We start from the raw sequence: 14435 nt of genomic DNA, 5'->3' as shown, positions 1-14435 counted from the left end.
TCATCCCGACTGTTCATGGAGAACCGCCCCTTCGGGACCGGCCTGGTCAAGGAAATGGGCGGGCCGAGGCAATTCTCGTCCGGGTCCGCCAGCCCACGCCGACCAGACCTTGATCGGCCGGATGTTGACGACCGAAGAAGTCCGCGAAAATCGTTGTTACGCCTATGCGGTGCAACGGTAAGCGTCGCCTCCTGCCCTCACGCCGTGGCGGTCGCCTGCGCCGCCTGCCGTTCCGCGGCCTTGTCGAGCAGGGACTGGCGCCAGTTTTGCAACGTCTGACGCTCCTCGTCGGTCATGCCGAGCACGGTCAGGCCGTCGTCCAGCAGCAACGCCTCGCTGCCCGGCCGGCCGACCACCGCCAGTGCCTTGGTGCCTTCCGGGTTGAGGAAGAACGGCCAGGCACCGGCCTCGAAGCGGACCGCGGTTTCCTTGCCGAGCGAGGGACCCGACGGCGTGTAGCGCCATGTGCGCCCCTTGTCGCCCTCGTCCCGATGGCCATGAATGTCGGCGATAACAGGCGTCATGACCGTATTGTGCAGCGGCTTGAACGGCTTGTTGATGCTCGCCCCGCGGCTGAACGCCTGCCGGAGCAGGGCGAAGCCGCCGCCGACGCACAAGATGATCATGCCGGCGGCCAGCAGGACCCGATCCCAGAGGTGATCGAGGGCGAGCGAGGTGGTGACCATGGCGGGATTGCCCTGCCTCTGCACGACATGGGTCGTGTAAGAGCCGAAATGCAAGTCGATGAACGCGAAATGGGTCTCTTCCCTGACCGGCCCACCGGCGGTGCGCCGCTCGATCGTCGCGTCGCATAAATGCAGAATGAGCTTGCTGCGGCACTTGCCGGTGACGACGCGCGCATTGTCCGCCGGCTCGTCATTGCCGTTGATCTGGAAGTCCTGAATCAGGCCCGGCACCGAGAGATAGACGAGGCCGCCGGCCAAGGCCATCAGGACGAAAAAGAAGAAGATTGCGGCGATCTTGCTGGTGGGTTTGGGCAGCGTGACCGGCAGGGGCCTGGTCGGGAAAATCGGATTAGCCATGGCATCCTCACGTCTGGAACGGCGGCCGAGGCGTCGACACCGTCACAACCGGTGGCGAATCTCCCTGGGGAAGATGCGCAATCTTGCCGCGAACCACGCTTGTTTCAATCTTTGTCCGTGCCACCCTGGTCTTCCTGCCGCGCAGGGCGGCATGACGCTCCTGACCGCCCGGCCTCTCGACCTCAGATCACGACATGACGCGCACGTCCCGGCCGTCCATAATGGCGCCCGACTCGTTTGAGGCTTCCCTGACCATGCACGCCGACCATCACCGCCCCGTCCGCGAAGGCGACCGCGTCTTTCTCGTCGACGCCTCGTCCTTCGTCTTCCGTTCCTATTTCCAGTCGATGAACCAGGACCGGAAATACAATTCCCGGTCGGACGGGTTGCCGACCGGCGCGGTCAGGCTGTTCGCCACCAAGATCCTGCAATTCGTCCAGGATGGTGCGCTGGGCGTGAAGCCGACCCATCTCGCCATGATCCTGGACAAGAGCGAGAACTCGTTCCGCAAGGCGCTCTATCCCGCCTACAAGGGCAACCGGCCGCCGCCGCCGGAGGACCTGGTGCCGCAGTTCCCGCTGATGCGCGACGCCATCCGCGCTTTCGGCCTGCACCCGATCGAACAGGACACCTACGAGGCCGACGACCTGATCGCCACCTATGCCGAACAGGCCAAGGGCCGCGGCGCGGACGTGCTGATCATCTCCGCCGACAAGGACCTGATGCAATTGGTCGGGCCGCGCGTCGCTTTCTACGATCCGGAAAGCGGCATCCGCGGCAAGCCCGGCTACCGGCCCGAGCGCCTGCTGATCCACGGCGACCGCTTCGAGCGCTGGAACGTGCCGGTCGACAAGCTCGGCGAGGTCTCGGAATATTGGGAAGGCCAGCCGCCGGAGAAGATCGTCGACATCCAGGCGCTGGAAGGCGACACCTCCGACAATGTGCCGGGCGCACCGGGCATCGGCCGCAAGACGGCGGCCCAGCTGATCGCCGAATTCGGCGATGTCGAGACGCTGCTGGCCCGCGCGACCGAGATCAAGCAGCCGAAGCGGCGCGAGACCCTGACCGACCCGCAGGTGATCGAGAAGGTGCGCCTGTCGCGCAAGCTGGTCGAACTGGTGCGCGACGTGAATGTCGAGATCCCGCTCGACGATACCGGCCTGGAACAGCCCGACGGCAAGACCCTGGTGGCCTTCCTGAAGGCGCTGGAATTCACCACCATCACCCGCCGGGTCGCCGAGCTCTACGGCGTCGATGCCAGCCAGATCGAACCGGACCCGCGGCTCGCCGTGGTCGCGGGCGCGCCCCGGATTGCGGCCGCCGCGCCGGGGACCGCTGACGGCGCCGCTGCGACGCCGGCCGCCGACGCCGCCTCCGGCGACATCGAGGCGACGCCACAGGCGCTCGCCGCGCGTATCGCCCAGACGCTGAAGGCCACCGCGGTCGATCGCTCCGGCTATCTCTGCGTCACCACGCTCGACGCGCTCGATGCCTTCATCGCCGCGGCGCGCGAGGCCGGCGTGGTGGCGCTCGACACCGAAACCACCTCACTCGACGCGATGAGCGCCGAACTGGTCGGCTTCTCGCTGGCGACCGCCGCCGGCAAGGCCTGTTATGTGCCGCTCAACCATCGCGCCGGCAGCGAAGGCCTGTTCGATTCCGGGCTGGTGCCGGACCAGATCCCGGTCCGCGCCGCGCTCGACCGGCTGAAGGCGCTCGCCGAGGACCCGGGCGTCCTGAAGATCGGGCAGAACCTGAAATACGACCTGCTGATCCTCGGCCGCTACGGCGTCCAGGTGGCGCCCTATGACGACACCATGCTGATCTCCTATGTGCTCGACGGCGGGCGCGGCAGCCACGGCATGGATGCCCTCTCCGAGCGCCATCTCGGCCACGAGACGATCGCTTATTCGACGGTCGCCGGCTCGGGCAAGAACGCCGTCACCTTCGACCGCGTGCCGCTCGACAAGGCCACCGCCTATGCCGCCGAGGACGCCGACGTGACGCTCCGGCTCTGGCAGGTGCTCAAGCCCCGCCTGCCGGCCGAAGCCAAGACCAATGTCTACGAGACGCTGGAGCGGCCGCTGGCCGCGGTGCTCGCACGCATGGAGCGGCGCGGCATCCTGGTCGACCGCCAGGTGCTGGCGCGGCTGTCCGGCGATTTCGCCCAGACCGCGGCGCGGGTCGAGGCCGAGATCCAGGTGCTCGCCGGCGAACCGCTCAATCCGGGCTCACCCAAGCAGCTCGGCGACATCCTGTTCGGCAAGATGGGCCTGCCCGGCGGCACCAAGACCAAGACCGGCGCCTGGTCGACGGCGGCCGGCGTGCTGGAGGATCTGGCCGAGCAGGGCCACGAACTGCCGCAGAAGATCCTCGACTGGCGCACGGTGTCGAAGCTGAAATCGACCTATACCGATGCGCTGCCGACCTACATGAATGCCGAGACCGGACGGGTGCACACCTCGTTCTCGCTCGCCGCCACCACCACCGGCCGGCTGTCGTCCTCGGAACCCAACATCCAGAACATTCCGGTTCGCACCGAGGAAGGCCGCAAGATCCGTACCGCCTTCATCGCCGCGCCCGGCATGAAGCTGGTTTCGGCCGATTACAGCCAGATCGAGCTGCGCGTGCTCGCCCATATCGCCGACATCCCGCAATTGCGCCAGGCCTTTGCCGACGGCGTCGACATTCACGCCATGACCGCTTCCGAAATGTTCGGCGTTCCGGTCAAGGGCATGGACCCCCTGGTGCGCCGGCGCGCCAAGGCGATCAATTTCGGCATCATCTACGGCATTTCGGCCTTCGGCCTGGCCAATCAGCTAGGCATCGCCCGCGAGGAGGCCGGCGCCTATATCAAGAAATATTTCGAGCGGTTCCCGGGTATCCGCGACTATATGGACGCGACCAAGGCGTTCTGCCGCGAGAACGGTTATGTCGAGACGATCTTCGGCCGGCGCTGCCACTTTCCAGCGATCAAGTCGGGCAATCCGTCCGAGCGTGCCTTCGTCGAACGCCAGGCGATCAATGCGCCGATCCAGGGATCGGCCGCCGACGTCATCCGCCGCGCCATGATCCGCATGGAAGCCGCCCTAGCCGCCGCCAAGCTCGACGCGCTCATGCTGCTGCAGGTGCATGACGAACTGGTGTTCGAGGTGCCCGAGACTGAGGTCGACCGCACCTTGCCGGTGGTCCGCCGGGTGATGGAGGAGGCGCCCTTCCCGGCGCTGCAGCTGAAAGTGCCGCTCGCCGTCGATGCGCGCGCCGCCGCCAACTGGGACGAGGCGCACTGAGGCGCGCGCAAGGAACCCGCTTTCACGGCGCCGAACATGTGGCCTTCGGCGCCGGGGCGATCGACCTCGTCAACGCGAGGCCAAGCCATGGACGCCTGGCCATCCGCGGCCCGGCAGGAGGCTATTTCGCCTGGGCCAGGCGCTTCAGCGCGCCGCGCGCCATGAAGCCGGCGCTGATATAGGTAATGACGAAAGCAATCACGAAGGCGCCCGCCAGACCCAGCGCGGCGATCGACAGGTCGAGCCTCGCCCGCCCCAGTCCGAGCATGGCGGCGAGGTTGCCGAAGCTGACGAAGCCGAAGGTGGCATAGGCCTGGATCAGCACCGCCGTGACATTGACGAACAGGGCGATACCGGCCGCGCTCACCGAGAACCGCAGCTTTTCGCCGGTGGTCATGACCCGGCCCGTGGCCCGCACGAACACGTCGAAGGCCGGCGCCAGGGCGACCACCAGCGTAATGATCCCCATCGAACTGGGAACCTGGAAATTCAGCAGCGCCGTGACCGCGTAGACGATGGCGACACACAACACGAAGGCCATCGCAAATCGGACGATAGCCGGTGTAACGCTGGCCGGTTCAGTGGCGGAAGGGGTCATCGGCAGAGCTCTATATTTTGCAAATTGATACTGTAATTTGTGAAACGACGCCGTCATCATGCAGAATGCCGGCCTCGCTCCCCGGTTGTTTTCCAGATTCCGGGGATCCGGTCCATGGCCCGAACCGGGATCGAGACATTCGGAAATGCCGGTTCGGCCAGCTCGGGGAGCAGACATATCGGCCCTATCGTGCCGCCGGCGGTCGCACGCATAAGAAAAATGGCAGGCCGAAATGCGCTTCGGCCTGCCATCCTCAACGCGTCCCGCCCGGGCAAAGCGATCGTTTCCGCGCTCCGCGGGCGCCGGGCCCCATTCGGCCGGCGTCGGCCCCTGGGGGAAAGCCGACGTCAGGAGGCCCCGCGCGTCATGCCCTGGGGAAGACGACGGCGACGAAATGGGTCCCGCCGACTGTCTTGATCTTCAGCAGCACGGCCTTCTTGCCGTCCTGCTTCGCCGCGGCGATGTCCGCGGTCACATCCGCCGGCCGGGCAACCGTCTTGCCGGAAACCTCGAGGATGACGTCACCGTCCGAGATCCCCTTGCTTGCGCCCGCGCCATTGGGATCGACCCCGACAACCACCACGCCCTGGTCGCCCGCGCCGGGCACCTGGTTGGCCGGCGCCAATTGAAGGCCGAGGACCGGTGCGCCATTGTCCTGCTGCACGTCCGTCCTGGCGACCTGCTCGGGCCCCTGCGTGCCCAACGCCAGATCGGCGGTCTGCTCGCGTCCGTCGCGAAGGAACGTCAACCGGATCTTGTCACCGGGCTTCAGAGCACCGATCTCGCGGGTGAGCTCGCGGGCATCCTTGATCAACCGGCCATTCAGCCCGGTGATCACGTCGCCCGATTTCAGTCCGGCCCCGGCGGCGGCGGTGCCGGGCTCTGCCCGGTCGACCAGCGCGCCACGGGCGTCCCGAAGCCCGAGGCCGTCGGCGATGTCCTGGCTGACCGGCTGGACTTGCACGCCGAGATAGCCGCGCGACACCACGCCGCCATGTTCGAGCGAATTGATCACGGTGCCGACCGTGCTGGCCGGGATGGCGAAGGCCAGGCCGACGCTACCGCCGGACGGCGAGAAGATCGCGGTGTTCACCCCCACCACCTCGCCCCGCAGATTGAAGGTCGGGCCGCCGGAATTGCCCTTGTTGATCGGCGCGTCGATCTGGAGGTAATTGTCGTAGGGACCGGAGCCGATATCTCGGCCATCGGCCGAGACGATGCCGGCCGTCACCGTGCCGCCAAGGCCGAAGGGGTTGCCGATCGCGACCACCCAATCGCCCACCTTCGGAGCCTCCTTGGCCAGCGACACGAAGGGATAGTCGCCTCTTTCGGTGACTTTCAGCAGCGCCAGGTCGGTTTTCTGATCGGTACCGACAACGCTGGCGTCAAGTGTGCGGCCGTCATCCGTCGTGACGGTCACCGTCCTGGCACTGCCGACGACATGGTTGTTGGTCACGACATAGCCATCGGCCGAAATGAAGAAGCCGGAGCCGAGCGCGATGCCGCGCTGGGGCGCCTGGCGTGGCGCGGCGCCGCCATTCTGCTCGCCGAAGCGCTTGAAGAACTGCTGGATCTCCGGCGGCAGGTTGTTCAGCTGGCCGGACTGATCCCCCGGTTCGGCGGCTACGTTCACGACATTGACCCTGATCGCGACGACCGCCGGCTTGATGCGCGCAACCAGGGGCGAGAAGGACGGCATGGCCTGGGCCTGCAGGTCGGAGGTCACGACCGCCGCGGCCCTGGCCGGTGCGACGGGCGACAGAATTGCGCCTCCGACGGCGCCCGATACGACAAGCGTCAACGCCGCCACCGATGCCATCAGGCGATTGCGCCCGCGGCGCGTGATATTCGAGTTGAAGCTTGCCATAGCTTGCCTCCTCCGCTGGGAGGATCGCGACATGCGGTCCATGATCCAACCATGGACCGGCCCGCCTCTCCGCGAGATGGCCGCCGGGTTACGCTTTATTTAATCTTCCGGGGCGCGCCACCGGCCGGCCAGCCGCGCCAGCCTGTCGGGTGACGCAAGGTCTTTGCCGGCACCGACGAAGGCCGCGCCCCCCGAAAATGAGACGGCCGCGGCGGGACCTCCGCGAGCCCTCCGGCATTCGCCGCCAAGGTCTCTAGCGCCGGTCAGCCAGCACCTGGGCGATGGCCGCGCGCAGCTCCGGGATGCCCTGGCCCTTGCGGCTGGAGGTGGCGATGATCTCCGGGAAAGCCGCCGCCCGCTTCTTCAGGGCCTCGAGCGTGGTGGCAACCAGTGCCTCGAGTGCGGGAACGGCAATCTGATCGGCCTTGGTCAGCACGATCTGATAGGACACCGCCGATTTGCCGAGTTCGTCGAGCACCTGGATATCGACCGGCTTCAGCCCGTGGCGGGCATCGACCAGGACATAGACGCGGGCGAGGTTCTGCCGGCCGCGCAGGTAGTCGTGGATCAGCTTCGTCCACTCCTTCACCTTGGCTTCGGGCGCCGCGGCAAAACCGTAACCCGGCATGTCGACGATGATCAGGTCGGTCGGCGCGCCCTGCTCCGGCGGCACGTGGAAAAAGTTCAGCTCCTGGGTGCGGCCAGGCGTGTTCGAGGTCCGCGCCAGGCTGTTCTGGTTGACCAGCGCATTGATCAGGCTGGACTTGCCGACATTCGAGCGCCCGGCAAAGGCGATCTCGGTGCCGTTCATCGGCGGCAGGTGCTGCATGTTCGGCGTGCCGCGCCAGAAGTCCCATGGCCGGGCGAACAGCTTGCGGCCGGTTTCGATCAGGTTGTCGCTCACGCGCCGTCTCCGATAGGCCGATGCGCACCGCTGCCGGCCCGCAACCGAGCCGGGCCGGTCACGGCCGGCGCGGCTCTCGCATAAGAAAAGGCCCCCGCGGCGGATATTATCCGTCGCGGGGGCCTGATGAATAGCCGTCCTGACGTCAGGTCGCCGGCTTCTTGCCCGCGCCGAACATCGACTTGACGTTGTCCCAGAGCTCCAGCTTGACGCCGTAGCGACGCATGATCACCGCCTGCTGCAGCACGGAAAGCGTGTTGTTCCAGGCCCAGTAGATCACCAGGCCGGCCGGGAAGGAGGCCAGCATGAAGGTGAACATGATCGGCATCCACTTGAAGAAGGTGGCCTGGATCGGATCGGTCGGCGCCGGATTCATCTGCATCTGCACCCACATCGTCACACCCATGATGAGCGGCCAGACGCCGATCAGCAGGAAATGCGGCACGGTGAAGGGCAGGAGCCCGAACAGGTTGAACAGCGAGGTCGGATCGGGCGCCGAGAGATCGTGGATCCAGCCGAAGAACGGCGCGTGCCGCATTTCGATGGTGATGAACAGCACCTTGTAGAGCGCGAAGAACACCGGGATCTGGATGACGATCGGCCAGCAGCCGGCCAGCGGGTTGATCTTCTCGCGCTTGTAGAGCGCCATCAGCTCCTGCTGCTGCTTCATCTTGTCGTCCGCGAAGCGGTCGCGGATTTCCATCATCTCGGGCTGCACCTTCTTCATCATGGTGATGGAGGCGTAGCTCTTGTTGGCCAGCGGGAAGAACAGGCCCTTGACCAGCAGCGTGACCAGCAGGATGGCGATGCCGAAATTGCCGGTCTTGAGGAAGATCCAGTCCATCACCGTGAACAGCGGCTTGGTGATGAAATAGAACCAGCCCCAGTCGATCAGCCGGTCGAAACGGTCGACGTTCAGGCTGTTGGCATAGCCGTCGACGACGGCGACTTCCTTGGCGCCGGCGAACAGGCGCGTGGCGGTCTCGGCGGTCGCGCCGGGCGCAATGGTCAGCGCCGGCTTGAGGTAGTCGGTCTGATAGCTTTTCAGCCCATTGGCCTGGAAGAACTTGAAGCTCGAATCGGTGTCGGTGGTCTGATCCGGGATCAGGGCGGCGGCCCAATATTTGTCGGTCATGCCGAGCCAGCCGCCGCGCGACTTGAAGCTCTGGGTGCGGGCCGTCTCGATGGCGGAATAACCGACCTCCTGCAGGCCCTTGTCGCCGAACACGCCGATCAGGCCTTCGTGCAGGATGTAATAACCCGAGGTCTGCGGCGTGCCGTGACGCGAGATCAGCCCATAGGGATGCAGCGTCGCCGGAGCGGTGCCGGCATTGACCACGGCGTCACGCACCGTGACCATATAGGTCGGGTCGATCTCGAAGGTGCGGCGGAAGGTCAGGCCCTGGCCGTTGTCCCAGGTCAGCGTCACCGGGCTCGAAGGCGTCAGCTTGCCGCTGCCGACCTGGGTCCACGTGGTCTGGGCGTTGGGCACGGCGATGGTCTGGCCGGCGCCGGCGACGAAGCCGAATTCCGCATAGAAGGGCTGGCGGTGGTTGAGCGGGTCGATCGGCGAGCCCTGCGGCGACAGCAGAATGACATTGGCGCTGGTCTTGTCGACCGTCTCGCGATAGGTCGCCAGCACGAGATCGTCGACGCGCGCGCCGACGAGATTGATCGAACCGGTCAGCCGCGGCGTCTCGATGGCGACACGCGGGGTCGCGGCGATGACCTGCTCGCGCGACTGGCTGACGACGGCGGCCGGCGCCACCGTGCCGGGCGCGGCCGGAGCGGTCGCGGCACCGGGCACGGGGGCCGCCCCGGGGGCGGGCGCAGTGCCCGGCGTGGGCTGGGTGGCGGCCGGCTGCTGGGCCTGCTGCTGACGCTGCGCCTCGCGCTGCCGTTCCATCTGCGGCATGCCGATGAAATATTGCCAGCCGACCAGCACCAGAATGGAGAGCACGATCGCGAGAATGTAGTTGCGGTTGTTGTCAGCCATCGGTCCGTCCGGGTGCGGTCGGGGGGAAATCGGGGTGATTAGCGCCCCTTGGGCGCGGCCGCGCGCCGAAGCGCCTCGGCCAGATCGGTGAGCAGCGTGTCGAAGGGACGGTCGAGGGCGGCACGATTGAGCACCAGCACATAATCGGACCCCGGCCGCGCAGCCTCGCGCGTGCCGAGCCGCACGACCTCCCTGAGGCGGCGGCGCATGCGGTTGCGTTCGACGGCGCCACCGGTCTTCTTCGTGACCGTGAAACCGAAACGCGGAGCAGCGGCATCGCCGCGCTGACGTTCCTGCAAGACAAAGGCCGCCGTTGCGACACGGCGGCCCTTGGAACAGGCGATGAAATCGGCGCGACGGACGAGGCGGCTGGGCGGTGTGAAACCGGTCATCGTCGCCCTCCCGTCAGGCGAAACGGCCGAAAGATCGGCCGTGACGGGTCACGCCGACAAGCGCTTGCGGCCACGCGCGCGGCGCGCCGAAAGAATACGCTGACCGCCCTTGGTAGCCATGCGGGCGCGGAAGCCATGCCGGCGCTTGCGCACGAGCTTGGAGGGTTGGTAGGTGCGTTTCACGGGACATCTCCGCGCGGGTCTTGATCAAAGCGATCGGATGGGGTTCAGGGTGGCTCGCCTGCGGCAGTTCGAGAAACGAACGACGCCCCGGGCGCGGGCCGCTCCCAAGTCGGCCGGGTTATAAGCAGGACCCCGCCGAAAAGTCAACGCATCAGACGGGGTGCCGTTGCCGCAGGCCGCAAGACGGCCGAAGCCGCCGGGCCGCCGGCCTCAGGTCAGCGGGATCCCGGCGACATGCAGCCGGAACGCCCGACGCTCCAGCATCGCCGCGTACCAGCGGTCGAGATGGGGAAGCGTCGGCGCGTCCGGGATCAAGGCATAATAACGGAAGGCCACGACACCGAGCGGGATATCGGCAACCGAGAAAGTATTGCCGACGACGTGGCTGTGCCGGCCGAGCTCGGCATCGAGAATGGTCATGGCGGCGATCGACTTGACCCGGCCGTCCTCGATCGCGGCATGGTCGCGCTTGGCGGGCTCGGTGCGCACCAGCCCCCAGAACACCGGGGTGAGCGCCGGCATGGCCTCGGTCTGCTGCCAGTCCATCCACATGTCGACGCGCGCCTTGTCGGCGAGCGCGGCCGGCATCAGGCGGCCATGCTTGCGCGCGAGATGCCGGCACACGGCATTCGATTCCCACAACACGACGCCGTCATCCTCGACCGTCGGCACCCGGCCGTTCGGGTTCTTGGCGCGATAGTCCGGTTCATTGACCACGCCGAACTGGCGGCCCGCGTCGACCCGTCGATGGGCGAGCCCGAGCTCGCCGACACACCACATCACCTTCTGCACGTTGGACGAATTGGTGCGGCCCCAGATCTTCAGCATGGTCCATTCCTATCGCTGGCAGGTCGGACAGTAGAACGTCGATCTGTTCGACTGCACCATGCGGCGAACAATGTTCCCGCAACCGGGCTTCACGCAAGCCTCGCCTTCGCGGTCATAGACCTGGAACCGGTGCTGGAAATAGCCGAGCTCGCCGGAAGGCTGGGCGTGGTCGCGCAAGGTCGAGCCGCCGGCCTCCAGCGCCTCGGCGATGACGTCATGGATGACCGGCACCAGGCGCGCGAGGCCGGCACTGGGCGCGCCAGCCTTGGTGACCATGGTCCCGGCCTTGCGGGTCGGCGCGAGGCCCGCGCGGAACAAGGCCTCGCAAACATAGATATTGCCGAGGCCGGCAATGATCGACTGATCGAGCAGGGCCGCCTTCAGCGGCGCCTGCTTGTCCTTGAACCGGCCGGCGAGATAATCCGCCGACAGGCTGTTGCCGGTGGGCTCGACGCCGAGATGGGCAAACAGCGGATGCTCGGGCAGGCGGGCGCGATCGGTGAGCAGCATGAAGCCGAAGCGGCGCGGGTCGTTGTAGGTCACCGTGGCGCCGGAACTCAGATGCAGCACGACATGGTCGTGGGTGGCATTGCGCGAGCGCTCGTGATGGAAATCGCCGGCGACCTCCTGCTCGATGCGGAACGAGCCGGACATGCCGAGATGCATGATCACCACCTCGCCGCCATCCAGGTCGACCAGCAGGTATTTGGCGCGCCGCCCGAGGCTCTCGATGCGCCGGCCGGTGAGCCGCGCGCCGAAATTCTCGGGGAAGGGAAAACGCAGGTCCTTGCGGCGCACCTCGGCGCGGCTGATCGTCGCCCCTTCCATGACAGGGGCGAGGCCGCGGCGAACGGTTTCGACTTCAGGCAATTCGGGCATGGGCTGCTCGCCGTCCGGTTTCGCCGCGGGCGGGCGGACGTCGCTCCCGCGGTCCACTCGTCATAGCGTCGGCCGGGAGGTTCCGCTATGGTCCCGCCGGATTCACGAGGCTCCCCGATGACCGCCGCCGCCCATGACACCGATTTCGGCTTTCGCCGCGTCGATCTCGACGCCAAGCAGGGCTTGGTCGACGACGTCTTCCACAAGGTGGCCGGCCGCTACGACCTGATGAACGACCTGATGTCGGCCGGCCTGCACCGGGTCTGGAAGGACGTGATGGTGAACCGGCTGGGCATTTCCCGGACCCGGCCTTTCGCCCATCTCGACGTCGCGGGCGGCACCGGCGACGTCGCCTTCAAGGTGGTTGGCGCCGGCGCCGAAGCCCATGCGACGGTCTGCGACATCAATGGCGAGATGCTCAAGGTCGGCAAGCAGCGCGCCGAAAAGCGGGGGCTGGAAAGCCGCGTCGAATTCGTCCAGGGCAATGCCGAGGCGCTGCCGTTTCCATCGGGCTCGTTCGACGGCTACACGATCGCCTTCGGCATTCGCAACGTGCCGCGCATCCAGCTGGCGCTCGACGAGGCCTATCGGGTGCTGAAGCCCGGCGGCCGCCTGCTGGTACTGGAATTCTCGCCCGAGGTGATCCCCGGCATCGACCGCGTCTACGACTTCTATTCGTTCAACGTCATTCCGCCGCTCGGCAGGCTGGTGACCGGCGATGCCGAACCCTACCAGTATCTGGTCGAATCGATCCGCAAGTTCCCGCGTCCCGAGGCTTTCGCCGAGATGATCCGCAAGGCCGGTTTCGGCCGTGTCGAGATCACCCCGATGACCGGCGGCATCGTCTGCCTGCACGGCGGCTGGAAGGTCTGATCTTGCTCGGCGGACTTGTTCATATCCTGCGGCTCGGCCGCGCCGGCTTCGTCTTTGCCCGCGAGGGCGTGTTCGGACTGGTCGATCCGGAAACCCTGCCGCGGCCGGCCCGGCTCGGCCTGCGCGTCGCGCGCCTGATCGAGCGGCGGCGGTCGCGCACCCGTTCCGACAAGCTGACCGCCGCCCTGACGCGGCTCGGGCCGACCTATGTCAAGCTCGGCCAGTTCCTGTCGACCCGGCCCGACGTGGTGGGCCCGGCGATCGCCCGCGACCTGGAAGCATTGCAGGACCAGGTGCCGCCCTTCGACCAGGCCGAAGCCGAACGGATCGTCGGCGAAACGCTGGGGCAGCCGGTCTCCGAGCTGTTCGCCACCTTCGGGCCGCCGATCGCGGCGGCCTCGGTCGCCCAGGTCCACAAGGCCCGCACCCGCGACAACGGCGTCGAGCGCGACGTCGCGGTCAAGGTCCTGCGGCCGGGCGTCGCCGACCGGTTCCGCGCCGATCTCTCCGATTATTATTTCGCCGCGCGCTTTGCCGAGCGTTTCGCGCCCGACAGCCGGCGGCTGCGTCCCATCGGCATCGTCGACACGCTCGCCCGCTCGATGGCGATCGAACTCGACATGCGCCTGGAGGCGGCCGCCGCCTCCGAGATGGCCGAGCGGACCAAGGACGATCCGGGCTTTCGTGTGCCCGAAGTCGACTGGAACCGCACCGGCAAGCTGGTGCTGACCACCGAATGGATCGACGGACTGCGGCTGAACGATCGCGACGGGCTGGCCAAAGCCGGCATCGACCCGGAAGCCCTCGGCCGCACGGTGATCCAGAGCTTCCTGCGCCACGCGCTGCGTGACGGCTTTTTCCATGCCGACATGCACCAGGGCAACCTGTTCGCCGATACCGGCGGCAATCTGGTCGCGGTCGATTTCGGCATCATGGGGCGGATCGGACCGAAGGAACGGCGCTTTCTGGCCGAAATCCTGCTCGGCTTCATCACCAAGAACTATCGGCGCGTCGCCGAAGTGCATTTCGAGGCCGGCTATGTGCCGGCCCACCATTCGATCGACGAATTCGCCCAGGCGATCCGGGCGATCGGCGAGCCGATCCATTCCCGGACCGCCGATCAGATTTCGATGGCGAAACTGCTGTCGCTGCTGTTCGAAGTGACGGCGATCTTCGAGATGACCACCCGCACCGAGCTGATCCTGCTGCAGAAGACCATGGTGGTGGTCGAAGGCGTGGCGCGCTCGCTCGACCCCAAGCTCGACATGTGGTCGACCGCCGAACCGGTGGTGCGCGAATGGATCACCCGCAATCTCGGTCCGGTCGGACGGCTGCAGGATGTCGGCGAGGGCGCGCTGACGCTCGGCAAGATCGTCAGCGACGTGCCCATGCTGCTCGCCCGCGCCGCCATGCTGTCGGAGCGGATCGACGAACTGACCCGCGACGGCTTCGTGCTGGCACCGCAATCGCTGAAGGGCATCGGCGAGGCGGAAGCGCGGCGCAACCGCTGGGGCACGGTGGCGCTCTGGCTGATCGCCGCCCTGCTCGCCGCCCATCTGCTGCTCGACTGAAGCGCGACCTT

12 protein-coding genes are annotated in these 14435 nt (G+C 66.9%); 3 read left to right on the top strand and 9 right to left on the bottom strand.

Annotated elements, in window-relative coordinates:
- Positions 1-197: 197 nt before the first annotated feature.
- The gene (locus AC07WJ_RS13565) at positions 198-1043 is read right to left on the bottom strand and encodes a hypothetical protein (RefSeq protein ID WP_494935118.1); all 846 of its coding nucleotides are present in this window, start codon (positions 1041-1043) and stop codon (positions 198-200) included.
- Between the two features lie 254 nt (positions 1044-1297).
- Between AC07WJ_RS13565 and polA the strand changes: the two genes are divergently transcribed.
- Positions 1298-4333 (top strand): DNA polymerase I, encoded by a 3036-nt coding sequence (gene polA / locus AC07WJ_RS13560; RefSeq protein WP_494935117.1) that lies wholly within the window; start codon positions 1298-1300, stop codon positions 4331-4333.
- Between the two features lie 121 nt (positions 4334-4454).
- Here polA and AC07WJ_RS13555 read toward each other — a convergent pair whose 3' ends face one another.
- The 8 genes from AC07WJ_RS13555 to mutM all read right to left on the bottom strand — a co-directional run bounded on the left by AC07WJ_RS13555 (position 4455) and on the right by mutM (position 11980).
- The gene (locus AC07WJ_RS13555) at positions 4455-4931 is read right to left on the bottom strand and encodes an ABZJ_00895 family protein (RefSeq protein WP_494935116.1); all 477 of its coding nucleotides are present in this window, start codon (positions 4929-4931) and stop codon (positions 4455-4457) included.
- A gap of 364 nt (positions 4932-5295) precedes the next feature.
- Positions 5296-6798 (bottom strand): Do family serine endopeptidase, encoded by a 1503-nt coding sequence (locus AC07WJ_RS13550; RefSeq protein WP_494935115.1) that lies wholly within the window; start codon positions 6796-6798, stop codon positions 5296-5298.
- A 253-nt stretch (positions 6799-7051) separates the two neighbouring features.
- Positions 7052-7702, bottom strand: coding sequence for a ribosome biogenesis GTP-binding protein YihA/YsxC (gene yihA / locus AC07WJ_RS13545; RefSeq protein ID WP_494935114.1), 651 nt, complete (start codon positions 7700-7702; stop codon positions 7052-7054).
- Between the two features lie 145 nt (positions 7703-7847).
- Positions 7848-9698 (bottom strand): membrane protein insertase YidC, encoded by a 1851-nt coding sequence (gene yidC, locus AC07WJ_RS13540; protein ID WP_494935113.1) that lies wholly within the window; start codon positions 9696-9698, stop codon positions 7848-7850.
- A 38-nt stretch (positions 9699-9736) separates the two neighbouring features.
- Positions 9737-10090, bottom strand: coding sequence for a ribonuclease P protein component (rnpA, locus tag AC07WJ_RS13535; protein ID WP_494935112.1), 354 nt, complete (start codon positions 10088-10090; stop codon positions 9737-9739).
- Between the two features lie 48 nt (positions 10091-10138).
- Entirely contained in the window at positions 10139-10273 is a 135-nt protein-coding gene (gene rpmH, locus AC07WJ_RS13530) for a 50S ribosomal protein L34 (protein WP_136960844.1), read from the bottom strand.
- Positions 10274-10483: 210 nt separating this feature from the next.
- Entirely contained in the window at positions 10484-11101 is a 618-nt protein-coding gene (locus tag AC07WJ_RS13525) for a glutathione S-transferase family protein (protein ID WP_494935111.1), read from the bottom strand.
- Between the two features lie 9 nt (positions 11102-11110).
- A complete protein-coding gene (mutM, locus tag AC07WJ_RS13520; protein WP_494935110.1) occupies positions 11111-11980 on the bottom strand; it encodes a bifunctional DNA-formamidopyrimidine glycosylase/DNA-(apurinic or apyrimidinic site) lyase in 870 nt (289 codons plus the stop codon).
- 117 nt (positions 11981-12097) lie between these two features.
- On the opposite strand from mutM, the gene ubiE reads away from it, so the two are divergent.
- Together ubiE and ubiB are read left to right on the top strand one after the other, a co-directional pair.
- Positions 12098-12853, top strand: coding sequence for a bifunctional demethylmenaquinone methyltransferase/2-methoxy-6-polyprenyl-1,4-benzoquinol methylase UbiE (gene ubiE, locus AC07WJ_RS13515; RefSeq protein ID WP_494935109.1), 756 nt, complete (start codon positions 12098-12100; stop codon positions 12851-12853).
- A gap of 2 nt (positions 12854-12855) precedes the next feature.
- A complete protein-coding gene (ubiB, locus tag AC07WJ_RS13510; RefSeq protein ID WP_494935108.1) occupies positions 12856-14424 on the top strand; it encodes a 2-polyprenylphenol 6-hydroxylase in 1569 nt (522 codons plus the stop codon).
- The last annotated feature ends 11 nt before the right edge of the window (positions 14425-14435 follow it).

This window comes from Phreatobacter sp. GW821-FHT04C01, assembly GCF_059420385.1.
The sequence above is the reverse complement of the archived record's forward strand: the minus strand, read 5'-3'. Positions and strand labels throughout refer to the sequence as shown.